This window comes from Variovorax sp. Soil_C_26 (genome assembly GCF_057657075.1).
Map to the genome: position 1 here is coordinate 105,261 of NZ_JBDGJC010000010.1, position 24,169 is coordinate 129,429.

Consider the following 24,169-nt stretch of genomic DNA (forward strand, 5'->3'; position numbering starts at 1 on the left):
CGGTGCGAGCATCTCTCCGACATGCAGAGGAGGCCAACCCTCCTGGGCCGTATCGTATGGGCTCTGTAAATTCTGTTCAGGATTTGTGAAGCGTCTGCGCGCTCTTTCGTGCGCTGGCTCGCAATCCTATTCTCAGGGAGGAACGCTGGTGCCATTGACTCAGCCGTCCATCGGACTCGAACCGCACGATGCATATCTGTTCCGCGAAGGAACGCACGCCCGCCTATACGACCGCCTGGGTTGTCATCTCGACCCCCAACAAGGAGGCGCACGCTTCGCCGTGTGGGCGCCCAATGCGGAGTCCGTCTCGGTCGTCGGCGATTGGAATCACTGGTCCGGCGAGGCCGATCCGCTGTCTGCGGACCCGGGTGGCACCGGCATCTGGCACGGCCACGTGCCGCAGGCAGCCGTGGGGCAAGCCTACAAGTTCCGCATCCATTCGCGCGTCAACGGCTACGTGGTGGACAAGGCCGATCCCTTTGCCTTCTGCGCCGAGCTGCCGCCTGCCACGGGCTCGCGCATCTGCGACCTGAGCTACGAGTGGAACGACGCCGAATGGATGGCGACCCGCGCCGCTCATAATGCGCTCGACGCACCGATGTCGGTCTACGAGGTGCACCTGGGATCGTGGCGCCGGCGCGAGGGCCAGTTCATGGATTACCGCGAGATGGCGCACGCCCTCGCGACCTACGTGAAAGAAATGGGTTTTACCCACGTCGAGCTCATGCCCGTGACGGAGCATCCGTTCTATGGATCGTGGGGCTACCAGACCACCGGCTATTTCGCCCCGACCTCGCGCTTCGGTTCGCCGCAAGACTTCATGTACCTGGTCGACCATCTGCACCAGAACGGCATCGGCGTGCTGCTCGACTGGGTGCCGTCGCACTTTCCGACCGATGAGCATGGCCTCGGATACTTCGACGGGACACACCTCTACGAACATGCCGATCCGCGCCAGGGCTTCCACCCCGAGTGGAATTCGAGCATCTTCAACTACGGGCGCAACGAAGTGCGCAGCTTCCTGGTGTCGTCGGGCCTGTTCTGGCTCGACCGCTACCACCTCGATGGCCTGCGCGTGGACGCGGTCGCCTCGATGCTCTACCTGGACTATGCGCGCAAGCATGGTGAGTGGATTCCCAACCGCCATGGTGGGCGCGAGAACCTGGAGGCCATCGAGTTCCTCCAGACCCTGAACCGCGCCGTCTATCGCGAGCACCCCGACACGGTCACCGTGGCCGAGGAATCGACCTCGTACCCGCGCGTGTCGCGACCGACCGACATGGATGGCCTGGGCTTCGGCGAAAAATGGAACATGGGTTGGATGCACGACGTGCTCGACTACATGAAGGAAGAGCCGATCTACCGCAAGTACCACCATCACAAGATGACGTTCTCGCTGGTGTACGCCTTCCACGAGAACTTCGTGCTGCCGCTCTCGCATGACGAGGTGGTGCATGGCAAGGGATCGTTGATCAACAAGATGCCTGGCGACCCGTGGCAGCAGTTCGCGAACCTGCGCGCGCTGTTCGGCTACATGTGGACGCATCCGGGCAAGAAGCTGCTGTTCATGGGGGGCGAGTTCGGCCAGCGCCGTGAATGGACGCACGACGGCGAACTCGAATGGTGGGTCTGCGGCCTCGAAGGGCACTCGGGCCTGCAGCGGCTCGTGGCGCAGCTCAACCGCGTGTACCGCGCCTCACCGGCGCTCTACCAGCAGGACTTTTCGCCTGCGGGCTTCGAATGGATCGCGGCCGATGAAGCCGACACCAGCGTGTTCGCGTTCCTGCGCAAGGCCCGCGACGGCGCACCGCCGCTGCTGGTGGTGAGCAACATGACGCCGGTGCCGCGCACCAACTACCTGCTGGGCGTGCCGCTCGGTGGGGTGTGGCGGGAAATCCTGAACACCGACGCCGTCGAGTTCGGCGGCTCCGGATGGGGCAACCTGGGCGGCGTCGAATCCGCCCCCGTGCGCTCGCATGGCCGCATGCAGGCCGTCAATCTGACCCTGCCCCCGCTTTCCACATTGATCCTCGAGCACAGCCCATCATGAAGAAGAAAATTTCCGCTACCCCCATCTCGCAGACCGTCGCCAACACCGTGTCGCCCGACATCACCGACGGCGCGCGCCGCGCCGTGATCGACGCCGTTCTGCCGTCCGTGGACCACGGCCGGTTCCCGGTCAAATGCGTCGTCGGCGAAAAGTTTCGCGTGACCGCGCACTGCTTCACCGACGGCCACGACGTTCTGCGTGCCAACCTGTGCTGGCGCGCCGAAGGCGAGGCCGAGTTCCGCGAGGTGCCGATGACGCCCCTCGTCAACGACGTGTGGGAGGCTTCCATCACGCCGCCGTCCCTCGGGCGCTACGGCTACACCGTGGCCGCTTGGGTCGATCCGTTCGAGTCCTGGCGCCACGAGCTGACGCGCCGTATCGACGCGGACGACGTGCGCATCGCGCTGCAGGTCGGTGCGCTCGAGATCGCCGAGGCCGCGAAGCGCGCCGCCGGTGCCGACCGAAAGGCACTTGCGGGCTGGGCCAAGGCGCTGGACGCGCTGGCACGCGACCCCGACGCACAGGTCGCCACGCTGAAGGCGCTGGCGCTCGACGAGGAACAGACCACGCTGGCCCGTCGCTACCCGGACCGGCGCCACGAAGTGCGCTTCGCGATCGAGTTGCCGCTCGACGCCGAACGCGAGCGCGCGCGCTTCAGCACTTGGTACGAACTCTTTCCACGCTCCACCGGCCCCACGCCCGGCGTGCACGGCACCTTCAGGGACGTCGAGCGCCGCCTTCCGGCGATTGCCGCCATGGGCTTCGACGTGCTCTATTTCCCGCCGATTCACCCCGTGGGGCGGGTGCAGCGCAAGGGGCCGAACAATGCGCTGACCCATGGTCCCGACGACGTGGGCAGCCCGTGGGCCATCGGCGCCGAGGAGGGAGGCCACAAGTCGATCCTGCCGGCGCTCGGCACGCCTGAGGACTTTCGCCACCTGCGCGAGGAGGCCGCCAAGCACGGCATCGAGCTCGCGCTCGACATCGCGTTCCAGTGCGCGCCCGACCATCCCTACGTGAAGGCGCATCCCGAGTGGTTCCGCTGGCGTCCCGACGGCACCGTGCAGTACGCCGAGAACCCGCCCAAGAAGTACCAGGACATCTATCCGTTCAACTTCGAGAGCGAGGACTGGCGCGGCCTGTGGTCCGAGCTGCGCAGCGTGATCGAGCACTGGATCGGGGAGGGCGTGCGCATCTTCCGCGTCGACAATCCGCACACCAAGGCTTTCCCGTTCTGGGAATGGTGCATCGGCGAGATCCGGCGCCAGCACCCCGAGGTGATCTTCCTGGCTGAAGCCTTCACGCGGCCCAAGGTGATGCACCGTCTCGCGAAGGGCGGCTTCTCGCAGTCGTACACCTACTTCACCTGGCGCAACACCAAGGCCGAGCTCATCGAGTATTTCACCGAGCTGTCCACCGCACCGGGGATCGACTACTTCCGTCCCAACGTCTGGCCCAACACGCCCGACATCCTGCACGAGCAGTTGCAGGGCGGCGAGATCTCGGTCTACCAGACCCGGCTGGTACTGGCGGCGACGCTCGCGGCCAACTACGGCATCTACGGCCCCGCCTACGAACTGCGCGAGCACAAGCCGCGCGAGCCCGGCAGCGAGGAATACCGCGATTCCGAAAAGTACCAGCTGCGCCACTGGAACCACGACGATCCGGAAAGCCTCGCGCCGTTCATTGCGCGCGTGAACCGCATCCGGCGCGAGAACCCCGCGCTGCAATGGGACCGCACGCTGCGCTTCCTGCCGATCGAGAACGATCAGCTGCTGGCCTATGCCAAGGCGTCGGAGGATGGCCGCAACGTGATCGTCACGGTGGTCAATCTCGACCCGCACAACGTGCAGTCCGGCTGGGTCAACCTGGCCCCCAAGAGCCTCGGCATCGAGACGCACGAGGCGTTCGAGATGCACGACCTGCTGAGCGGCCAACGCTTCATGTGGCAAGGCGATTGGCACTACGTGCAGCTCGACCCGCATCGCGTTCCGGCGCACATCTTCGCCGTGCGGCGTGGGAATGCCGACGACCGCGATTTCGATTACTTTCTTTGAAGGCGCAAGATGAACGCACCTGTATCCCATATTGCGCTTGAAACGGTCGAGATCGACACGAGCGACGATCCGCTTTGGTACCGCGACGCGGTGATCTACCAGCTGAACGTCAAGGCGTTCTTCGACACCAACAACGACGGCTTCGGCGACTTCAAGGGCGTGACCGCCAAGCTCGACTACGTCAAGGAGCTCGGCGTCAACACGATCTGGCTGATGCCGTTCTATCCCTCGCCGCTGCGCGACGACGGCTACGACATCTCGGCCTACGAGGACGTGAACCCGCAGTACGGCACGCTCGAGGATTTCCGCGAGATGATGGACGAGGCGCACAAGCGCGGCCTGCGCGTGATCACCGAGCTGGTCATCAACCACACCTCGATCGACCACCCCTGGTTCCAGGCTGCGCGCAACGCGCCGCCCGGGTCGCCCGAGCGCGACTTCTATGTCTGGAGCGACACCGACCAGATCTACCAGGGCACCCGGATCATCTTCACCGACACCGAGACCTCGAACTGGGCCTGGGACCCGGTGGCCAAGGCCTACTACTGGCACCGCTTCTTCAGCCACCAGCCCGACCTCAACTTCGACAACCCGGCCGTGCTGGAGGCAATCTTCAAGGTGATGCGCTTCTGGCTCGACATGGGCGTGGACGGGTTCCGGCTCGACGCCATTCCCTACCTGGTGGAGCGCGACGGCACCAGCAACGAGAACCTGCCCGAGACGCACGACGTCATCAAGAAGCTGCGCGCCGCGATCGACGCCGAGTACAAGAACCGCTTCCTGCTGGCCGAGGCCAACATGTGGCCCGAGGACGTGCGCGAATACTTCGGCGACGGTGACGAGTGCCACATGGCCTATCACTTCCCGCTGATGCCGCGGATGTACATGGCCATCGCCCAGGAAGACCGGCACCCGATCGTCGAGATCATGCAGCAGACGCCCGACATTCCCGAGGGCTGCCAGTGGGCCATCTTCCTGCGCAACCACGACGAGCTCACGCTCGAGATGGTGACCAGCAAGGAGCGCGACTACATGTACAACATGTATGCCGCCGACACCCGCGCGCGCATCAACCTGGGCATCCGGCGCCGCCTTGCGCCGCTGATGGAAAACGACCTCGATCGCGTCAAGCTCATGAACGGCATGTTGCTGTCGATGCCCGGTTCGCCGATCATCTACTACGGCGACGAGATCGGCATGGGCGACAACGTGTTCGTCGGCGACCGCAACGGCGTGCGCACGCCGATGCAGTGGAGCCCCGACCGCAACGCCGGCTTCTCGCGCGCCGACCCGCAGCGGCTGTACCTGCAGCCGATCATGGACCCGATGTTCGGCTACGAGGCGCTCAACGTCGAGGCGCAGGCGCGCGACGCCAGCTCGCTGCTCAGCTGGACCAAGCGCATGCTCGCCGTGCGCAAGACCAGCCACGCCTTCGGCCGCGGCAAGCGGCGCTTCCTCAAGCCCGGCAACCGCAAGATCCTGGCCTACCTGAGCGAGTACGAGGACGACATCATCCTGACGGTGTTCAATCTCTCGCGGGCCGCCCAGCCCGTGGAGCTCGACCTGTCCGCCTTCAAGGGGCGGGTGCCGATCGAGATGCTCGGGCGCGTGCCGTTCCCGCCCATCGGCGAGCTGCCTTACCTGCTGACGCTCGCTTCGTACGGCTTCTACTGGTTCAAGCTCGCCTCCGACGCCGAGATGCCGAGCTGGCACCAGGAGGGCGTGGCGCTTCAGGATTGGCCCACGCTCGTGCTGTTCGACGGCTGGAACAGCTTCTTCCGGGACCGCGTGATGCCGTGGCGCATGGGCATGTCCGAGCGCATGCGCAACCAGTTCGAACTCGACATCCTGCCGCGGCACATCGAGATCCAGCGCTGGTACGCGTCCAAGGGAACCCCGATCGCCCGGGCGCAACTGGCCGACTATGGGGTGTGGGAAACCGATGGGCAGAGCTGGCTGCTGCCGACGCTCGAACTCGACGGCCCACCCGGTGGCGCCACCTACTTCATGCCGCTCGCGCTGGCATGGGAAGAGCGCGACGAGGAGCGCATGAATGGCCTCACGCAGGCGGCACTGGCCAAGATCCGCCAGCAGGCGCAGGTGGGCGTGATGGGCGATGCCTTCTACGACGAGGCGTTCTGCCGGGCCCTGGTGCAGGCGATCCGCGACGGCATGGAGCTGCCGACCGCGAACGGCCGGCTGCGCTTCAAGGCCACGGCCGCGTTTGCGGCCATCGACGCCGACATCGCCACCATGCAGGTGGGCCGGCCCAGCGGCGTGAGCAGCAACACCGTGCTCACGATGGATGAAACGCTGTTCCTCAAGGGATACCGCAACGTGCGCGAAGGCTTGAACCCCGAGCTCGAGATGGGACGCTTCCTGACCGAGGACGCAAAGTACCCGTCGTGCGTGCCGGTGCTGGGCGCGCTCGAGTACATCGGCAACGATGGCCGCACGATGACGCTCGCGATGGTGCAGTCGTATGTGGCGAACCAGGGCGACGGCTGGGAGCACACGCTCGGCTACCTCGAGCGCTACCTGCGCGACTTCGCCACCACCGACGGCGGTGCCGCGCCCGATCCGCTGATCGAGCATGGCGGCTTCCTGGCGCTCATGACCACGCTGGGGCAGCGCACGGCCGAACTGCACAACGCACTCGCGATGCGCACGGGCGCGGCGGCCTTCGAGCCCGAGCCGCTGCAGCCCGAGGACGTCGCGCGCTACACGGCCAGTGCCGACGCCGACGCCAAGGTCACGCTCGCGCTGCTGCGCGAACGCATCGGCCAGCTGCCCGCCGTGGCACAGCCCGATGCCCAGTCGCTGCTCGACATGGAGGCTGCGCTGCACGCCACCATTGCGGCACGCCGGCCGCAGACGCAGGGCGCCATCAAGAGCCGCTACCACGGCGACTACCACCTGGGGCAGGTGCTGCTGCGCGACAACGACTTCCTGATCATCGATTTCGAAGGCGAACCGGCGCGCAGCTTCGACGAGCGCCGCACCAAGGGGTCGCCGCTGCGCGACGTGGCGGGCATGCTGCGCTCCTTCAACTATGCGCGTTGGTCCGCCCTGCGACGCGTGGCGCAGAGCGCCGAGGAAGCCGTCATGCTGGCCACGCCAGCCGCGGCCTGGGAACAGGCGGCGCGAGAAGCCTTCCTGGCAGGCTACATGGGATCGCTCACCACCGCGGACGGCAAGGCCGCGGCGATCGATGCCGAACTGCTCGCGCTGTTCGAGCTCGAGAAGGCGCTCTACGAAATGCGTTACGAACTCAACAACCGGGTCGACTGGGCGCAGGTCCCGTTGAACGGCGTGCTCGCCATGCTCCAGCCACCGCCCGCCGCCTGACCCATCGATCCTCCACCCCGAAGCACGCGCCGCCCCCGCGGCAACTGCTTCGATTTTCATATCCGCCTACCACCGCCATCACGCACGGGAGAAATACATGGACCGATTCGGCATTCAACTCGAACCACTGAATGCGATGCTCTACCAGGTCGGGGCCTTCGTGCCCCGCCTCGCCATCGCCATCGTGGTCGTACTCGCCGGCTGGCTCGTCGCCAAGACGGTGCGCTTCGCTGTCACCAGGGCCTTGCGGGCCATCAACTTCAACGTGCTCACCGAGCGCGCCGGCCTCGACAACTTCCTGCGCCAAGGCGGCTGGAACGGCGACACCAGCAGCCTCTTCGGGGTGCTGGCCTACTGGATGGTGATCTTCGCGTCACTGCTGCTGGCCTTCAACGGCATGGGGCTCAGCTACATCGCAGACCTGCTCGGTCGCGTGGTGTGGTTCGTGCCGAACCTCTTCGTCGCATTGCTGGTGCTCGCGTTCGGCTCGTACTTTGCCCGCTTCGTGGGCGAGGCAGTGGCCAGCTACCTGCGCGGCGTGCAGATGCGCGACGCGGCGCTGCTCGGGCGCATTGCGCGCTACGCGGTGATGGCGTTCGTGATCCTGATCGCGCTCGACCAGGTCAAGGTGGGTGGCGACATCGTGCGCGAGAGCTTCCTCGTCGTGCTTGCGGGCGTGGTGTTCGCGCTGGCGCTGGCCTTCGGCCTCGCAGGCAAGGACTGGGCTGCCACGCAGATCGAACGCTGGTGGCCCCGCGTGCCCAAGGACGACGTCAGGGCTGCGCCTCCCAGCACCACCACCACGACCACAGGGATTCGCCGGCCGGGCCCGCCCGTGCCGCCCCAGTCGGCGGGTGACCGTCCGCCACGCTGACGGCAGGCGGGATCCGTCTCGCCTCGTTCCCCATCCTGATCCAACTTCTTCGTCCAACTTCTTCGCGCAATCCATCCGATGACTCGCAGCAAAAACACCTCGATCACGGCCGTCTGGCCGGGGCGCCCCTATCCCCGGGGCGCCAACTGGGACGGGGAGGGCGTCAACTTCGCCATCTACTCGCAGCACGCCGAAGGCGTGGAGCTGTGCCTCTTCGACGAGAAGGGCCGCCATGAAATCCAGCGCATTCCGCTGCGCGAGCGCACCGACGGCGTGTGGCACTGCTACCTGCCCGAAGCCCGTCCCGGCCAGGCCTACGGCTACCGCGTGCACGGCCCCTACAAGCCCGAGGAGGGCCACCGGTTCAATCCGCACAAGCTGCTGGTCGACCCCTACGCCAAGGACCTGGTGGGCGAGCTGCGCTGGGGCGATGCGCTCTACGGCTACACCGTGGGCAGCAAGCGCGAAGACCTGTCGTTCGACCGCCGCGACAGCGCGCCGCTGATGCCCAAGGGCCGCGTGCTCGAGACCGCCTTCACCTGGGGCGATGACCGCCGTCCCTCGGTGCCCTGGCAGGACATGGTGATCTACGAACTGCATGTGCGCGGCTTCACCATGGGCCATCCCGATGTGCCGTCCGAACTGCGCGGCACCTATGCGGGCATGTGCTGCGCGCCCGTCATCGATTACCTCAAGCGCCTGGGCGTCACCACGGTCGAGCTGCTGCCGGTGCACAGCTTCCTCAACGACCGGCATCTGGCCGAGAAGGGGCTGCAGAACTACTGGGGCTACAACTCGCTCGCGTACTTCGCGCCCGAGACGCGCTACAGCGCGTCGGGCAAGGTGAAGGAGTTCAAGACCATGGTCAAGACCCTGCACTCGGCGGGGATCGAGGTGATCCTCGACGTGGTCTACAACCACACCTGCGAAGGCAACCAGCTCGGCCCCACGCTGTCGATGCGTGGCGTGGACAACGCCTCCTACTACATGATCAACGCCGAGAACCGGCGTTACTACGACGACTTCACGGGCTGCGGCAACACCGTCAACCTCGAGCATCCGCGGGCACTCCAGCTGGTGATGGATTCGCTGCGCTACTGGGTCGAGGAGATGCACGTCGACGGCTTCCGCTTCGACCTCGCCTCGGCGCTGGCGCGCGAGGCTGGCAAGGTCGAGAACCTCGGCGGCTTCTTCGACGCCATTCGCCAGGACCCGACGCTCAACCGCGTCAAGCTGATCGCCGAGCCCTGGGACCTGGGCCACGGCGGTTATCAGGTCGGCAACTTCCCGGCCGGCTGGGCCGAGTGGAACGATCAGTACCGCGACGGCATGCGCGGCTTCTGGAAGGGCGATGGCGGACTGATCGGCGAAGTCGGCAAGCGGCTCACCGGCTCCGAAGATCTTTATGGCTGGTCGGGCAAGCGGCCGACCGCGAGCATCAACTTCATCACCGCGCACGACGGCTTCACGCTCAACGACCTCGTCTCTTACAACGAGAAGCACAACGAGGCGAACGGCGAGGACAACCGCGACGGCAACAGCCACAACATTTCGTGGAACTGCGGTGCCGAAGGCCCCACCGACGACGCCGAGATCGTGGCCCTGCGCGAGCGCCAGAAGCGCAACCTGCTCGCCACGCTGCTGCTTTCGCAGGGCGTGCCGATGCTGCTGGCCGGCGACGAGCGCGGCAACACGCAGAACGGCAACAACAACGTCTATTGCCAGGACAACGAGATCGGCTGGATCGACTGGACGCCCACGCCCGAGCGCCAAGCGCTCGTCACTTTCGTGGAGCGGCTCATCGCATTCAGGCGCTCGCATCCGTCGTTCCGCCGGCGCAGCTTCTTCGCGGGCACGCCCAGGGAAGCCGACGGCGTGACCGACGTGGTGTGGCTGCGGCCCGACGGCGGCGAGATGAGCTCCGACGACTGGAACGATGGCAATGCGCGCTGCATTGCGATGTACATCCCGGGCGGTGGCATCGTCGACCGCGGTCCCCGCGGCGAGGCGCAGCACGACGATGACTTCCTGGTGCTTTTCAATGCGCACCATGACGAGATCGCGTTCACGCTGCCCGCGTCGCGCCATGGCAGTTGGCGCCTGCTGGTGGACACCGCCAGCGGCTCGCCGCCGCTCGCTACCGAGGACGTGGCGGCGCATGCGCCGGCCTGGTCCGAGCCCGCCTACCCCTTGCAGTGCCGCTCGCTCGTGGTGCTGAGCCGTCCGGACGTCCGACCATGAAACGAATTCACCGCATGCCCTTTGGTGCCACGGTCCATGCCGCTGGTGTCGATTTCGCCTTCTGGGCGCCCTCGGCCGAGGGCGTTTCGCTGGTGCACAGGCCCGCGGGTGGCGCTGCGGCCACGCACGCGCTCTCGCGCGGAGCAGACGGCTGGTACCGCACCACACTGGCCGATGCGCGTGCTGGCGACAGCTACGCCTGGCGCCTCGCGGACGGCACCACCATGCCCGACCCGGCCTCGCGCTTCAATCCCGAAGACGTGCACGGCCCGAGCCGGGTGGTCGACCCCACGAGCTTCGACTGGCCCGATGCCGCATGGCGCGGCCGGCCCTGGCACGAGGCCGTGGTGTACGAGCTCCACATCGGCACCTTCACCGAGGAAGGCACCTTCCAGGCGGCACGCGAGCGGCTCACCGAGTTGGCGGAACTCGGCATCACCGCGATCGAGCTGATGCCGCTCGCGGACTTTCCGGGCTCCCGCAACTGGGGCTACGACGGCGTGCTGCAGTTTGCCCCCGACGCGAGCTATGGCTCGCCCGATGATCTCAAGGCGCTGGTCGCCGCCGCGCATGCGCTGGGCATCATGGTGCTGCTGGACGTGGTCTACAACCACTTCGGACCCGAGGGCAACTACCTCCATGCGAGCTGCCCCGAGTTCTTCAACGCCGCAGAGCGCACGCCCTGGGGCGCAGCCATCAACTTCGACGGGCCGGGTTCGCGCACCGTGCGCGACTTCTTCGTGCACAACGTGCTCTACTGGATCGAGGAGTTCCAGTTCGACGGCCTGCGCATGGATGCGATCCACGCCATCCGCGACAGCTCGCCCAAGCACATCGTGCAGGAGATTCGCGAGGCGCTCGATGCCGGCCCCGCGCGCGAGCGGCAGGTGCACCTGGTGCTCGAGAACGACGCCAACCAGGCCCGTTTGCTCTTGCGCGGAAAGGGTGGGCATCCGCTGGCCGGCACCGCCCAGTGGAACGACGACCTGCACCATGCGGCGCACGTGCTGACCACCGGCGAGCGCGACGGCTACTACGTCGACTACGCCGACGCACCCGCGCGCGACTTCGCGCGCTCGCTGGCCGAAGGCTTCATCTACCAGGGCCAGGCTTCGCCGTTCCGCGACGGCGAACTGCGCGGCGAGCCGAGCACCGCGCTGCCGTCGACCGCGTTCGTCTCGTACCTGCAGACGCACGACCAGGTCGGGAACCGCGCCTTCGGCGACCGCATCCATGCCTTCGGCGACCCGGTGCTGCTGCGCGGCGCCTTCGCATGCCTGCTGCTCTCGCCGCACGTGCCGATGCTGTTCATGGGCGACGAGTTCGCCGCGTCCACGCCGTTCCTGTACTTCTGCGATTTCGGACCCGAGCTGGCCGCCGCGGTGTCGGCTGGCCGCCGCGCGGAGTTCGGCGGCTTCGCGGCCTTTGCCGACGAAGCGGCGCGCGCCCGCATTCCGGACCCTAACGCCGAGCAGACCTTCCTGGCGTCTAAGCTGCGTTGGCGCGAGCGCGGCACGCAGCCGCACTTTGCGCGGCTGTGCGAAATGCAGCAGCTGCTCGAGGCCCGCCACCGCCTGCTGGTGCCGCACTTCGCGGGCTCGCAGGGTGCCGGCTGCTACAGCTGCGACGACGGCCTGGTGCAGGTCCACTGGGACTTCGCCCGCACAGGTGGCGCGGCGGGCGCGTCGGCCAAGCGCCTGCACCTCGCCGCGCACCTGGGCACGGAGCCAGCCACGGAAACCGCCACGCCACCCGGCGCGCCGGTCTACAAAATGAGCGTCGCGGCAGAGGCCGCCGGTCGCCTGAGGCTTGAACGCGGAGGCGTCTACGCCTCGCTGGAGGATATCGCTGGTGGATGAACTGACTCACGGCGCAACTGCTGCGCTCGAACGGCTGTGCCGGCGCTACGGCATCGACCCCAGCTATACCAACGCATTCGGAATCGAACAGCACGCCACGCCCGAAAGCCTGGCTGCGCTGCTGGCAGAACTCGGTGTGGTTGCCGATGCGGCGGCCGTTGAACCGCCCGCAGACGACGCCGCCATTGCGCCGGTGCAGGTGGTTCCGGCCGACATGTCCGATTGGCGCGTGACCTTGCCGCTCGCCCGGGCGCAGGCCGATGGGCCGCTGCACTGGCGGCTGCGCGACGAGGCGGGCCGCACCCAGGAAGGCGATGCCAAGCCGCAGCCGGCGCCCGGCGGCGGCCGCGAGTTGCAACTGGCGCCCGCGCTCGCCGCGGGCTACCACTGGCTGCAGATCGACGGGCTCGACGGCGAGATGCTCGTCGTCGCGTCGCCAGGGCGCTGCTACCGCCCGCCCGCAGTGCAGGACGGTGGCCGCGTCTGGGGCCCTGCCATCCAGCTCTATGCGCTGCGCTCGCCGCGCAACTGGGGCATCGGCGACTTCGGCGATCTCGAGACGCTGATCGGCAGCATGGCCGAGCAGGGCGCCGATGTCGTCGGGCTCAACCCGCTGCATGCGCTGTTCCCGACCGACCCGCTGCGCGCGAGCCCCTACAGCCCGTCGTCGCGGCAGTGGCTCAACGTGATGTACATCGACGTCGAGGCCGTCGAGGAATTTGCCGGCTGCGAGGCGGCGCGCGAGCGCGTGGCCTCGCCGGTGTTCCAGGCGCGCCTCGCGGCGCTGCGCGCCGAGCCGCTGGTCGACCACGCCGGCGTCGCCGAGGCCAAGGCCGAGGTCATGGAGATGCTGTTCGAGCATTTCCGCGCGCAGCATCTCACGGCGGGCGGTGCGGTCGACGAGCGCGGCGAGTCCTTCCTTGCGTTCGTCGCCGCGCATGGCCAGGCGCTGCGCCGGCATGCAATCTTCGAGGCGCTGCAGGCGCACTTTGCCGCGGCCGACCCCGGCTGCTGGGGCTGGCCGGCCTGGCCCGAGGCCTACCGGCAGCTCGACGCGCCCGAGGTGCAGGCCTTCGCGACGCAGAACGCCAAGCGCGTGCAGTACTACCAGTACCTGCAATGGGTGGCCGACAGCCAGCTGGCCCGGGCCAGCCAGCGCTGCAACGCGCTCGGCATGGGCATCGGGCTCTACCTGGACCTGGCCGTGTCGGCCGACCGCGGCGGCTCCGACGTCTGGACCGCGCAGCAATGCTTCGCGGCCGGTGCCAGCATCGGCGCGCCGCCCGACGAGTTCAATCCCGCGGGCCAGAACTGGGGCCTGCCGCCGATGCGCCCGGACCGCCTGCGCACGCACCACTACGCGCCCTTTGTCCAGATGCTGCGCGCGAACATGCGCCATGCGGGCGCGCTGCGCATCGACCATGCCATGGGGCTGATGCGCCTGTTCTGGATTCCGCCCGGCCGCTCGGCCCGCGACGGCGCCTACGTGCGCTACCAGGTCGAGGAGATGCTCGCCATCGTGGCCGTCGAAAGCCACCGGCACGGCTGCATGGTGGTGGGCGAAGACCTCGGCACCGTCGAGGACGCGATGCGCGAGGCGCTCGCGCGCGCCGACGTGCTCTCGTACCGGCTGATGTACTTCGAGAAGCAGCCGGACGGCAGCTTCACGCCGCCTGAAGACTATCTTCCGGCCGCGCTCGTGGCGGTCAGCACCCACGACCTCGCCACGCTGGCCGGCTGGTGGACGGGGCAAGACCTGCGGCTGCGGCTCTCGCTCGACCTGTTCCCCGAACCGGGCCTCTTCGACGCGCAGCTGCTCGACCGTGCCCAGGAGCGCATCCGCCTGATGCTCGCGGTGCGCGAGGCAGGCCTGCTGACGGCAGACGAAGCGGCGCAGGCGCTCGCGCAGCCGACGCCGTCGCTGCGCGTCATGCAGGCCGTGCACGCCTTCCTGGCCAAGGCGCCCTCGGCGCTGATGGTGTTCCAGCTCGAGGACGTGGCGGGCGAGATCGACCAGGCCAACCTGCCCGGCACCATCGACACCCATCCCAACTGGCGGCGCAAGCTTCCGTCGAACGTGCAGGCACTCGCCGCGAGCGATGCGATGCAGGGGCTTGCCGAGTGCCTGCGCGCCGCGCGGCCGCGGCGCAGCACGGTGTCCAACGAGCCCGCACCGCTGCCCGAGGCGCGCGTGCCGCGCGCGACCTACCGGCTGCAGTTCCACAAGGACTTCACCTTCGACCATGCGATCGAAGTGCTGCCGTACCTTGCGCAGCTCGGCGTGAGCCATGTCTACTGCTCGCCGATCCAGCGCGCCCGCGCCGGCAGCACGCACGGCTACGACGTGGTGGCGCATGCCGAGGTCAATCCCGAGCTCGGCGGTGCCGAAGGCTTCGAACGCTTCGTCTCGGCGCTCAAGGCCAACGGCCTTGGCCAGCTGCTCGACCTGGTGCCCAACCACATGGGCGTGCTCGGCGCCGACAACGCCTGGTGGATGGACGTGCTCGAGAACGGGCCGGCTTCGCCGTTCGCGCAGCACTTCGACATCGACTGGCAGCCGCTCAACGCCGAGCTCGCCGGCAAGGTGCTGCTGCCGGTGCTCGGCGGGCACTACGGCGAGATCCTCGAGGGCGGCGAACTGGTGCTGCACTTCGAGGTGGCCGAGGGCACGCTGGCGCTGCGCTACTACGACCACCGCTTCCCGCTGGCGCCCGAGACCTATCCCGCCGTGCTCGCGCGGGCGGTGCCGCACTTGGCGGATGCGACGCTGTCGGCCGAGCTCGCGAGTTTGTCGACAGCCTTCGGGCACCTGCCGGGTCGCAGCGTGTCGGGGCCGGCGGAGCGCACCGAGCGCGTGCGCGACAGCGCACTCTTCAAGGCCCGGCTCGCAGCGCTGGCCGAGGCGCATCCGCCCGTCGCGCGCGCCGTGCTGGCCGCGGTGGCGGAGCTCAACATGGCCTCGGAAGAAGCCCGCGACGCACTCCACCGGCTCATCGACGTTCAGGCGTACCGGCTTGCCTACTGGCGCGTCGCGTCGGACGAGATCAACTACCGGCGCTTCTTCGACATCAACGACCTGGCGGCCGTACGCATGGAGCGCGAAGAGGTGTTCGAGGCGACCCAGTCGTTCGCGCTCGAACTCACCGCCGCCGGCGTCGTCGACGGATTGCGCATCGACCACCCCGATGGCCTCTATGACCCGGCGCGCTACTTCCTGCAGCTGCAGGAAGGGCATGCGCGCCGCGCCGGGTTTGCGCTGCCGCCAACCGGTCCGGATGGGCGCCCCCCGCGCCCGCTCTACGTCGTCGCCGAGAAGATCGCCGCCGCCGAGGAAGAGGTGCCGCTCGAATGGCATGTGCACGGCACCACCGGCTACCGCTTCGCCAACGTGGCCAACGGCGTGCTGGTGGATACCGGCGCGGCCGATGCGCTGCGCAAGACCTGGCACGACTTCACGCGCGAGACGCAGGATTTCCATTCGCTCGCGCGCGAGGGCAAGCACGAGGTGATGCGCAGTGCGCTGTCGTCCGAGCTCAACGTGCTTTCCACCGAGCTGCTGCGCATCGCGCGGGCCGACCGCAGCACGCGCGACTACACGCTCAATGCACTGCGCCGCGCGATCGCAGCCGTGGCGGAATGCATGCCGGTCTACCGCACCTACATCGTCGACGCGCCGTCCGAGCAGGATGCGCACTTCATCGACGTGGCCACGCGCGAAGCCGAGCGCCAGAGCCGCGATGCCGACCGCTCGGTGTTCGCCTTCGTGCGCCAGTCGCTGCGCGGCGAGGCCGTGGAAGGCGCCCCGGCGGCGCTGGCCGAGCGCGTGCGCCGCTTCGCGGTGCGCTTCCAGCAGTTCAGTGCGCCGGTGACGGCCAAGGGCGTGGAGGACACTGCCTTCTACCGCTACTTCCCGCTCAGCGCGCTCAACGAAGTGGGCGGCGAGCCCGACCAGTTCGGTTTCGACGTGGACGAGTTCCATGCCTTGAGCGCCGACCGCGCGCGGCGCTGGCCGCATACGATGCTGGCCACTTCGACGCACGACAACAAGCGTTCCGAAGGGGTGCGCAACCGCATCGACGTGCTGTCGGAAATGCCGCGCGAATGGCGCGAGTCTCTCGCGCGCTGGCATGCGCTGTGCGGCGAGGGGCCCGATTCACCGTCGCGCGCCCACGAGTACCTGCTATACCAGACGCTGCTCGGCGCGCTGCCCTTCGGTGGGCTCGATGCGGAGACCGCGCCCGCCTTTACCGCGCGCATCCAGCAGTACATGCAGAAGGCGGCGCGCGAGGCCAAGCAGCACACGGCGTGGACCCAGCCCGACGAAGCCTACGAAAAGGCGCTCGAGGGCCTGGTGCACAAGATACTCTCGGACTTGTCCGACGGCGGATGCCTGGCCGACATCCAGCGGCTGGCCGATCGGCTGTCGTGGTACGGCGCCTGGAACGGGCTCACGCTGGCCCTCTTGAAGTACGGCTCGCCCGGCGTGCCCGATCTCTACCAGGGCAGCGAGCTCATCGACCTGAGCCTGGTCGACCCCGACAACCGCCGGCCGGTCGACTACGACCTGCGCCGCGGCCACCTGAACACGCTGGTCGCCGCTGCCGCAACGCCCGACGCCCCCGCGCAGCTGCAGGCCCTGGCCGCCGCGCCGCACGACGGCCGCGCCAATCTGTGGTTCATCTGGCGCATGCTGTCGCTGCGGCGCGGCGACCCCGACCTGTTCAAGCTCGGCGGCTACGAGGGACTCACCGTCGAGGGGCCGCTCGCCCGGCACGTGGTTGCGTTCGCACGCCGACACGAGGGCCGCACACTGATCGTTCTTGCGGGGCGGCTGTTCACCGGCATTGCGCGCCCGGCCACCGGGGGTGCGGCGCCGGTGCTCCCCGATGCCGCGGCATGGCGCGGCACGCGGGTGTTGCTGCCCGAAGGCTTCGACAAGCCTGAACTCGACAACGTGCTGACCGGGCAGGCCCTGGCGCCGAACGGTGGCGAGATTCAGCTCGATGTGGCTTTCGCGCGCATGCCTTGGGCCGTGTTCTACAGTCCGTAGTACTTGTCGACAGTGCCCTTGTACGTATCGTCGTACTCGGGCACGCGGTCGTTCGCGTAGCGCGGCGCACCTTCGATCTGGGTCTTGTCGAGCGGCACGACGTAGCCGTCCTGGGCTGTGTCGTACTTCAGCATCGACCACGGGATCGGATAGCGGTCGGTACCTATGCCGAGGAAGCCGCCGAACTCCATCACGGCGTAGCAGACCTGGCCCGAGATCTTGTCGATCATGAGTTCGTCGATGGTGCCGAGCTTGTCGCCCGCGGTGTTGTAGACGGTGGTGCCTTCGACACGCTCCGAGGAAATGACAGGGTTCGCGCTTGTCATGGAAGGAAGTCTCCGGCCAGCATGCCTGGGAAATGCCGGCGTTGATTGCAATGCCCAGACCCTTCACTCTCCGCGCGAAAGAATCCAGCCGCATCGGCTGGTGGATCGTCGTGGTGTAGGAGGCTGTCGGCCGTCAGCCGAGCCAGCGCGGCACGAACTGCACGGCGGCTGCGGCAAGGATGCCCTGCACGGTCACGCAATGCCACATGAGGCCGGTGTTGTCGAGCGTGGCGCGCGCCGCCGGCTGCAGCCTGCCCGTCCATGAGCGCGCCAGCACATAGCCGCCCATCAGCGCCAGCACCGCGACGTGAAAAGCCTGGTAGCCGAGCAGCATGCCGACCGAGGCGCTCCAGCCCTGCGCGCGCGGGTCGAGCCCGGCCTGCAGATGGCCGACGATCTCGAGCACCGATGCGCCTGCCGCGCAGGCGACCGCCAACGCGACGAAGAGCCTCAGCCAGCGCTGGCCGCGAGCTTGCGCGGAGCCGAGCGAGCGCGTGGCCACCAGCATCAGGACCGACCCCGCAGCGAGCAGCAGCCCCGCGCCGGCCGGCCAGCGTGAAGCCGGCAGCGCCGCGCCTGCGGGCGGACACACGTCACTGGCCATGGCGAGGTGCACATGGGTGTAGAGCAGCGAAGCGAAGATGGTCATGTCGACCGCGATCAGCACCACCATCGCCCACCACGAATGCGACGCCGCGCCGCTGGCGCCCACCGGCAGGTGCACGCCGTGGCCGACGTCGGCGGTGGCGACCGGCGGCGGCTGGTCGGAATCCCAGAGCCAGCGCATGATGCACACCACCGCGAGCACGCCGCAGGCGAGGGCAGGCAGCGCCTGCGAAACGGTGAGCAGAAGGAAGAAGCCGGCCGTGCCGGCGGCCGCCAGGAGCGGCCACCAGCTGTCGGTCGGCAGCCGAAGCAAGTGCATCGGGCGCGCCGCGAGCACGCTGGTCACCAGCGTTTCGCGCCCGCCGAACACCGTGCCGGGTAGCCAGAAACGGCCGGCCTCGGCCTCCTGCGGTAGCGTCGGCCGCTGCCAGAGCGGATAGCGCGAATCCACGGGCGGAATGCTCCGCACGCCGTATTCGCGTGGCGGCAGCCATTCGAGCGTGCCGGCACGCCATGGGTCGCCATGGTCCTGCTCGGGGCGCCGCAGCGTGCGCACCACGTCCACGATGAAGATCAAGACCCCTGCGGCCAGGATGTAAGCGCCGACGGTCGAGAGCATGTTGAGCGTGTTCCACCCCAGGCCGGCGTCGTAGGTGTAAACGCGCCGCGGCATGCCGAGTAGCCCCGCGAAATGCATGGGAAAGAAGGTCAGGTTGAAGCCGCCGAACATGAGGCCGAACACCCAGCGGCCCCAGCGCTCCGAAAGGCGGTGGCCGTTGAAGAGCGGCGCCCAGTAGTAGAAGCCCGCGAAAACCGGAAACACCATGCCGCCGATCAGCACGTAGTGCAGGTGCGCCACGATGAAGTAGCTGTCGTGCGCCTGCCAGTCGAAGGGCAGCACCGCCACCATCACGCCCGTGAGGCCGCCCAGCACGAAGATGAAGTGGAAGCCGAGCAGGAACAGCGTCGGCGCATTGAGCGTGACGCGGCCGCGCCAGAACGTGGCGATCCAGGCGAACACCTGCACTCCGCTCGGGATGGCGACGATGAAGCTCGCGGCCGACACCACCAAGAGCGACAGCTCCCCGAGCCCGGCGGTGAACATGTGGTGCGCCCACAGTGCAAAACTCACCACGCCGACGCCGATCAGCGCCAGCACCACGGCGCGGTGCCCCACGAGCGGCGTGCCCGCGAGCGTGGCAGCCATCATCGAGACCATGCCCGCCGCGGGCAGGAAGATGATGTAGACCTCGGGATGGCCGAAGAACCAGAACAGGTGCTGCCACAGCAGCGGATCGCCGCCGCGCGCGGGGATGAAGAAGGGCCAGTCGAATGCGCGCTCGAGCTCGAGCAGCATGGTGGCCGCGATCACCGCCGGAAACGCGATGACGATCATCAGCGCGCTCACGAGCATGGCCCAGGCAAAGATCGGCATGCGCATCAGCTTCATGCCGGGCGCGCGCGTGAAGAGAATGCCGATGATCAGCTCGATGGCGCCCGCAATGGCCGAGATCTCGATGAAGCCGATGCCCAGCAGCCACCAGTCGGCGCCGCGCCCCGGGGAGAATTCCTTGCCCGTGAGCGGCGGGTACATGAACCAGCCGCCATCGGGCGACTGCCCGAAGAAGAGGGTGCAGAAGAACGCGATGCCGCCGATCGCATAGGCCCAGAACGCATAGGCCGACAGCAGCGGAAAGGGCAGGTCGCGCGCACCGAGCATGCCCGGCAGCAGGTAGATGGCCACGGCCTCGACGATCGGCACCGCGAACAAAAACATCATCACGGTGCCGTGCATCGTGAAGAGCTGGTTGTAGGTGCCTGCGTCGATCAGGTCGTTGTCGGGTACCGCGAGCTGCGTGCGCATCAGCAGCGCCAGGATGCCGGCCAGCACGAAGAACAACATGGCCGTGGCGATGTAGTACACGCCGATGTGCGTGTTGTTGACCGCCGAGAGCCGGCGCCATCCGCGCGGCGGTGCCCAGGCGCGTTCGAGCGCTTCGCGTTCGTCCGCGGGGCGCGGCTGCGGGTTCGGCGGTTCTGCGTATGCTGCTGCGGATGCGTCGTTCGTCATTGGAGTTGGGCAAGCCAGGCTGCGATGGCGTGGAGGTCGGCGTCACCGATGCGCTGGCCCGACGAGGGCATCTGCGCACCGGGCTTGAGCTGCTGCGTGTGGGCGACCCAGCGTGCCAGTTCGCCGGGCGAATTGGCGACGGTGCCGGCACCCAGGTGGAGGCGGCTGCCCACATGCGTCAGGTCGGGGCCGAGGCCGCGCTCCTCGCTCACGCCGCGCACGGTGTGGCAGGCGTTGCAGCGGTGCGCGAGGAAGGCCTCGCGCCCGCGCTCGACCTCGGCCGAAGGCGCAGCGGGTGCGGCGGCCGGCCGCGCCTGCGCCGCGAGCCACGCATCGAAGGCTTCGGGCGCTTCGGCAACCACGTGCAGCGCCATGCGCGCATGCTGCTCGCCGCAGTATTCGGCGCATTGGCCACGCCAGGTGCCGGGCCGGTCGGCCTGCAGCAGCAGGTGCTGCACGCGGCCGGGCAGCATGTCCATCTTGCCGCCGAGTGAGGGCACCCAGAAGCTGTGGATCACGTCGGCGCTACTGAGTCCGAAGTACACCGGCCGTCCGACCGGGATGCGGATTTCGTTGGCGGTGACCACCTCGGCGCCGCTGGCGGGGTCGCGGTAGCGCACCTCCCACCACCACATGTGGCCCGTGACGCCGACGATCAGCGCATCCGCCGGCGGCACCGGGCGCCAGGGCGGACGATGCCACTCGCTGTAGAAGAACAGCGCGACCAGCACGGTGGTCGGAAACACCAGCCCGCCGCCCACGAGCCACCAGCGTGCGTTCACCTGGCCGCCGCCGCGGCGCCGCACCGCGAGCACAAGCAGCAGCATGACGCCCGCGAAGATCAGCGTGCCGCCGACCGCCAGCACCACGCTCACCTGCAGCAGCGTGTCGGCCACGGGGCCGGCGGCGCGCAGCGCGGACTGGGTCGGAGCTTCGACGGTACCGTTCATCGCGCTCATTCGAGGCTGAGCAGGTAGGCTGCCATGTCGCGCGCATCGGCAGGCGACACGCCCATGGCGGGCATCAGGGTGCCGGGCACGAGTTCGGCCGGGGCGACGATCCAGCGCGCGAGCGCGGCGGGGCCGTTCGGCACCTCGCCGGCGATGTAGCTGCGGCGTCCGAAGGCGGCGAGCGTCGGGCCCATGCGGCCGCGCGCGGCCGACACCTCGGGAATGGCGTGGCAGCTGCCGCATTGGTACTGGGCCAGCAGCGATCGGCCGCGCTCGAGCTGCTGCGCCGATGAGGCGGCCAGCGTGCAGCCGCAGGCCAGCAGCGCCAGCATGGGCAGGGCACAGGCACGAACCGCGCGGCAGGAAGGGGCAGCCAACATGCCCGCCATTGTGCAAACGGAGACGCGGCTTGCGCCGACAAGGCGGCGCCCGTGTGCGTCGGACAATGCCGCGATCGATGCGTGCACCGAAGACCGTTCTCCTCACCCTGGCCGCGCTGGGCCTCGCCGGCGCCGCGGCGGGCGCGCTGGTCGTGTTCGGCGGGCTCTACGACGTCTCGGCCACCTCGCAGCACACGCAGCCGGTGTACTCCCTGCTCGAGACCGCCATGCACCAGTCGGTGCGGCTGCGCGCGCGCGGCATCGAGCCACCCAATCTCGACGACGAGCGCCTGCTGGTGCACGGCGCGGCCTGCTATCGCGACAAGTGCGTGCAGTGCCATGGTGCACCCGGTGTGGCGCAGAACGACATCGGCAAGAGCATGCAGCCGCTGCCCGGGCCGCTGGTGGACGCGCCCGCGCGCTGGAAGCCGCGCGAGCTGTACTGGCTCACCAAGCACGGCATCAAGATGAGCGGCATGCCGGCCTGGGAGCACCGGTTGACGGAGGACGAACTCTGGGCGGTGGTCGCTTTCCTCGGACGGCTGCCCGATCTGTCGCCGCAGCAATATGCCGAAGCCGTGCGCGCGGCGCCCACGGTGGTGGCGCAGGGTGCGCCTTCGCCTTTGGCCTGCGGGCGTGCGCAGGATGCGCCGCCGACCGGAGAGGGCGACGTTCGGCGCGGGGCGCAGGCGCTGCACCAATATGCCTGCAGCGCCTGCCACACGATTCCCGGCATCACGAGTTCATCGCCCCACGTGGGACCGCCGCTCGAAGGCATCGCTGAGCGCCTGCTGATTGCTGGAAAGCTGCCCAACACGCCCGAGAACATGGTGCGCTGGCTGCGCCACACGCACGAGGTCGACCCGCGTTCAGCGATGCCCGAGATGGGGGTGAGCGAGCAGGATGCGCGCGACATCGCAGCGTACCTGGGCACGCTGCGCTGAAGGGGCAGGGAGTCAGAACTTGCCGGCAGTGCTTTCGTCGTCGACGGTGGCGATGCGCAGCCGGGCGCGTTCGTGCTTGACGACGAGTTCGGCGCAGCGATCGCGCAGCATGGCATCGGCCGGCGGCTGGCCCCGGCAGTCGACGAGCAACTGCGACTCCGCGAAGTCGAGGCCGTGAAGAACCTCCTGGCCATGCGAATTGATGGCCAGGAGATTGTCCGCGGCGAGCTGCGCGCGCAGGGCTTCCGGGATGGCGAGCGACTGCAAGGGAGCCCCTGCTTACTTCTTCATGGCCTTGATGTCGGCCTTGCCCTTGGACTGATCGGCCTTGGCCTGCTTCACGCAGGCATCCTTCGCATCGCCCTTCTGGTCGTCGCACTTCTCTTTGGCGACGTCGTAGGCTACGTCGACCTTGGCCTCCGCGACCTTGCGTGCATTGCCATCGCTGGGCCTCTGCTTCTGATCGAGTTCGGCCTTGGCGATCTTTTCCTTGCCCTTGGCCTCGGCCATGCAGACGTCCTTGGCGTTGTCCTTCATGGCGTCGCAGGCCGCCTTGTCGGCCTTGGCGTCGGCCGAGATCTTGTCGCGTGCGGCCTTGTGTTCGGCCATGGCGGGATCGGTGGCCGCAGCCGGCCCGGTGGTCACTTGCGCATGCACCTGGACCATTGCCAGGCAGGATGCTGCGGTGCAAATCATCAGCAGTTTCTTCATGGTGATCTCCTTGGCGGCGGGGGTTTGTTTTTGAAAGCGAGGATCCGCCGTCGAAATCAATATAGAAGTCGGGATGACCGCCACGGTAGGACGCCTGTCGAAGCAGCCGTAAGCACATGCTGACGTGAGGGCTGTGCGCGTCCGTCCTACCATGGGCAACGCACAGGAGTTCGTCATGAAGCTTTCAATTCACCTGTTTGTCTGCGTTGCCACGCTCTCGGCGGCGGCGCCCCCGGCTGTGGCGCAGCAGGACGTTCAGCCGCGTCCCGCGGAGATCGACCCCGCCACCATCGACGACGGCGTCGCGCGCCAGCGCATCGATGCCCAGCGCAAGGCCGCGCTGGAGCGGTGCGAAACCCAGGCCGGCAACCAGCGTGCGGTGTGCCGCAAGGAAGCCGAGGGCCGCGAGAGGATTGCGCTGGCCGAACTTGCACACCAGCGAAACCCGAGCGAGGCCAACGAGCGCCGGCTGGCCGACACAAAGGCCGGCGTGGACCACGAGATCGCGCGCGAGAATTGCAATGCACACGAAGGCGATGAGCGCAACGCATGCCTGTCGCGCGTCGCTTCCGAATCGGAGCGGGCCCGCCGCCAAGGTGTCCGGCCTAGGGCCTGTTAACACTACGCAAGGGGTCGCGAAGCTCGCCACAGCCCGCCCATCAAGGCGCGTGACGCCGTGCGTGCGTCCGCACGCACAAGGAG

Annotated in this window: 15 protein-coding genes; 9 read left to right on the plus strand and 6 right to left on the minus strand. The window is 68.1% G+C overall.

Going from position 1 to position 24,169, the window contains the following annotated elements; translation table 11 throughout:
- The first annotated feature begins 148 nt into the window (after nt 1-148).
- The 7 genes from glgB (at nt 149) to AC3A6G_RS23460 (ending at nt 17,479) form a co-directional block, all read left to right on the plus strand.
- Nucleotides 149-2,050, plus strand: a complete 1,902-nt coding sequence (glgB, locus tag AC3A6G_RS23430) for a 1,4-alpha-glucan branching protein GlgB (protein ID WP_487874715.1) — start codon at nt 149-151, stop codon at nt 2,048-2,050.
- A complete protein-coding gene (locus AC3A6G_RS23435; RefSeq protein WP_487874716.1) occupies nt 2,047-4,107 on the plus strand; it encodes an alpha-1,4-glucan--maltose-1-phosphate maltosyltransferase in 2,061 nt (686 codons plus the stop codon). Before glgB ends, AC3A6G_RS23435 begins: the two co-directional genes overlap by 4 nt.
- A 9-nt stretch (nt 4,108-4,116) precedes the next feature.
- On the plus strand, nt 4,117-7,455 hold the full coding sequence (treS, locus tag AC3A6G_RS23440) for a maltose alpha-D-glucosyltransferase (protein ID WP_487874717.1): 3,339 nt from the start codon (nt 4,117-4,119) through the stop codon (nt 7,453-7,455).
- A 97-nt stretch (nt 7,456-7,552) separates the two neighbouring features.
- Nucleotides 7,553-8,329 (plus strand): mechanosensitive ion channel family protein, encoded by a 777-nt coding sequence (locus tag AC3A6G_RS23445; protein WP_487874718.1) that lies wholly within the window; start codon nt 7,553-7,555, stop codon nt 8,327-8,329.
- Between the two features lie 78 nt (nt 8,330-8,407).
- Nucleotides 8,408-10,570 carry a glycogen debranching protein GlgX gene (gene glgX, locus AC3A6G_RS23450; protein WP_487874719.1) on the plus strand — a complete coding sequence of 721 codons (2,163 nt, stop codon included), beginning with the start codon at nt 8,408-8,410 and terminating at the stop codon, nt 10,568-10,570.
- The gene (gene treZ / locus AC3A6G_RS23455) at nt 10,567-12,429 is read left to right on the plus strand and encodes a malto-oligosyltrehalose trehalohydrolase (RefSeq protein WP_487874720.1); all 1,863 of its coding nucleotides are present in this window, start codon (nt 10,567-10,569) and stop codon (nt 12,427-12,429) included. The genes glgX and treZ overlap by 4 nt, the downstream gene beginning before the upstream one ends.
- The gene (locus AC3A6G_RS23460) at nt 12,422-17,479 is read left to right on the plus strand and encodes a malto-oligosyltrehalose synthase (protein ID WP_487874721.1); all 5,058 of its coding nucleotides are present in this window, start codon (nt 12,422-12,424) and stop codon (nt 17,477-17,479) included. Before treZ ends, AC3A6G_RS23460 begins: the two co-directional genes overlap by 8 nt.
- On the opposite strand, the gene AC3A6G_RS23465 is transcribed toward AC3A6G_RS23460, so the two are convergent.
- The 4 genes from AC3A6G_RS23465 to AC3A6G_RS23480 all read right to left on the minus strand — a co-directional run bounded on the left by AC3A6G_RS23465 (nt 17,467) and on the right by AC3A6G_RS23480 (nt 21,764).
- On the minus strand, nt 17,467-17,805 hold the full coding sequence (locus AC3A6G_RS23465) for a PRC-barrel domain-containing protein (RefSeq protein ID WP_487874722.1): 339 nt from the start codon (nt 17,803-17,805) through the stop codon (nt 17,467-17,469). The two genes, AC3A6G_RS23460 and AC3A6G_RS23465, sit on opposite strands and share 13 nt — an antisense overlap.
- A 133-nt stretch (nt 17,806-17,938) precedes the next feature.
- Nucleotides 17,939-20,482, minus strand: coding sequence for a cytochrome c oxidase subunit I (ctaD, locus tag AC3A6G_RS23470; protein WP_487874723.1), 2,544 nt, complete (start codon nt 20,480-20,482; stop codon nt 17,939-17,941).
- Nucleotides 20,479-21,432 (minus strand): cytochrome c oxidase subunit II, encoded by a 954-nt coding sequence (locus AC3A6G_RS23475; RefSeq protein ID WP_487874724.1) that lies wholly within the window; start codon nt 21,430-21,432, stop codon nt 20,479-20,481. The genes ctaD and AC3A6G_RS23475 overlap by 4 nt, the downstream gene beginning before the upstream one ends.
- Nucleotides 21,433-21,437: 5 nt before the next feature.
- Complete coding sequence (locus tag AC3A6G_RS23480) at nt 21,438-21,764, minus strand: c-type cytochrome (RefSeq protein ID WP_487874725.1); 327 nt, start codon at nt 21,762-21,764, stop codon at nt 21,438-21,440.
- Nucleotides 21,765-21,889: 125 nt separating this feature from the next.
- Between AC3A6G_RS23480 and AC3A6G_RS23485 the strand changes: the two genes are divergently transcribed.
- Nucleotides 21,890-22,756 carry a c-type cytochrome gene (locus AC3A6G_RS23485; protein ID WP_487858707.1) on the plus strand — a complete coding sequence of 289 codons (867 nt, stop codon included), beginning with the start codon at nt 21,890-21,892 and terminating at the stop codon, nt 22,754-22,756.
- 12 nt (nt 22,757-22,768) lie between these two features.
- On the opposite strand, the gene AC3A6G_RS23490 is transcribed toward AC3A6G_RS23485, so the two are convergent.
- Both AC3A6G_RS23490 and AC3A6G_RS23495 read right to left on the minus strand, forming a co-directional pair.
- Nucleotides 22,769-23,023, minus strand: coding sequence for a hypothetical protein (locus AC3A6G_RS23490; protein WP_487874726.1), 255 nt, complete (start codon nt 23,021-23,023; stop codon nt 22,769-22,771).
- A 12-nt stretch (nt 23,024-23,035) separates the two neighbouring features.
- Complete coding sequence (locus AC3A6G_RS23495; protein WP_487858709.1) at nt 23,036-23,467, minus strand: hypothetical protein; 432 nt, start codon at nt 23,465-23,467, stop codon at nt 23,036-23,038.
- A 175-nt stretch (nt 23,468-23,642) separates the two neighbouring features.
- Here AC3A6G_RS23495 and AC3A6G_RS23500 point away from each other — a divergent pair, with 175 nt between their 5' ends.
- A complete protein-coding gene (locus AC3A6G_RS23500; RefSeq protein WP_487874727.1) occupies nt 23,643-24,086 on the plus strand; it encodes a hypothetical protein in 444 nt (147 codons plus the stop codon).
- Nucleotides 24,087-24,169: the final 83 nt, after the last annotated feature.

Bases quoted from the DNA above. Each gene is read 5' to 3' on its own strand.
- AC3A6G_RS23435 (WP_487874716.1), top strand. From the start codon at position 2,047: ATGAAGAAGAAAATTTCCGCTACCCCCATCTCGCAGACCGTCGCCAAC.
- treS (WP_487874717.1), top strand. From the start codon at position 4,117: ATGAACGCACCTGTATCCCATATTGCGCTTGAAACGGTCGAGATCGAC.
- AC3A6G_RS23445 (WP_487874718.1), top strand. From the start codon at position 7,553: ATGGACCGATTCGGCATTCAACTCGAACCACTGAATGCGATGCTCTAC.
- glgX (WP_487874719.1), top strand. From the start codon at position 8,408: ATGACTCGCAGCAAAAACACCTCGATCACGGCCGTCTGGCCGGGGCGC.
- treZ (WP_487874720.1), top strand. From the start codon at position 10,567: ATGAAACGAATTCACCGCATGCCCTTTGGTGCCACGGTCCATGCCGCT.
- AC3A6G_RS23465 (WP_487874722.1), bottom strand. From the start codon at position 17,805: ATGACAAGCGCGAACCCTGTCATTTCCTCGGAGCGTGTCGAAGGCACC.
- ctaD (WP_487874723.1), bottom strand. From the start codon at position 20,482: ATGACGAACGACGCATCCGCAGCAGCATACGCAGAACCGCCGAACCCG.
- AC3A6G_RS23475 (WP_487874724.1), bottom strand. From the start codon at position 21,432: ATGAACGGTACCGTCGAAGCTCCGACCCAGTCCGCGCTGCGCGCCGCC.
- AC3A6G_RS23480 (WP_487874725.1), bottom strand. From the start codon at position 21,764: ATGCTGGCGCTGCTGGCCTGCGGCTGCACGCTGGCCGCCTCATCGGCG.
- AC3A6G_RS23485 (WP_487858707.1), top strand. From the start codon at position 21,890: ATGCGTGCACCGAAGACCGTTCTCCTCACCCTGGCCGCGCTGGGCCTC.
- AC3A6G_RS23495 (WP_487858709.1), bottom strand. From the start codon at position 23,467: ATGAAGAAACTGCTGATGATTTGCACCGCAGCATCCTGCCTGGCAATG.
- AC3A6G_RS23500 (WP_487874727.1), top strand. From the start codon at position 23,643: ATGAAGCTTTCAATTCACCTGTTTGTCTGCGTTGCCACGCTCTCGGCG.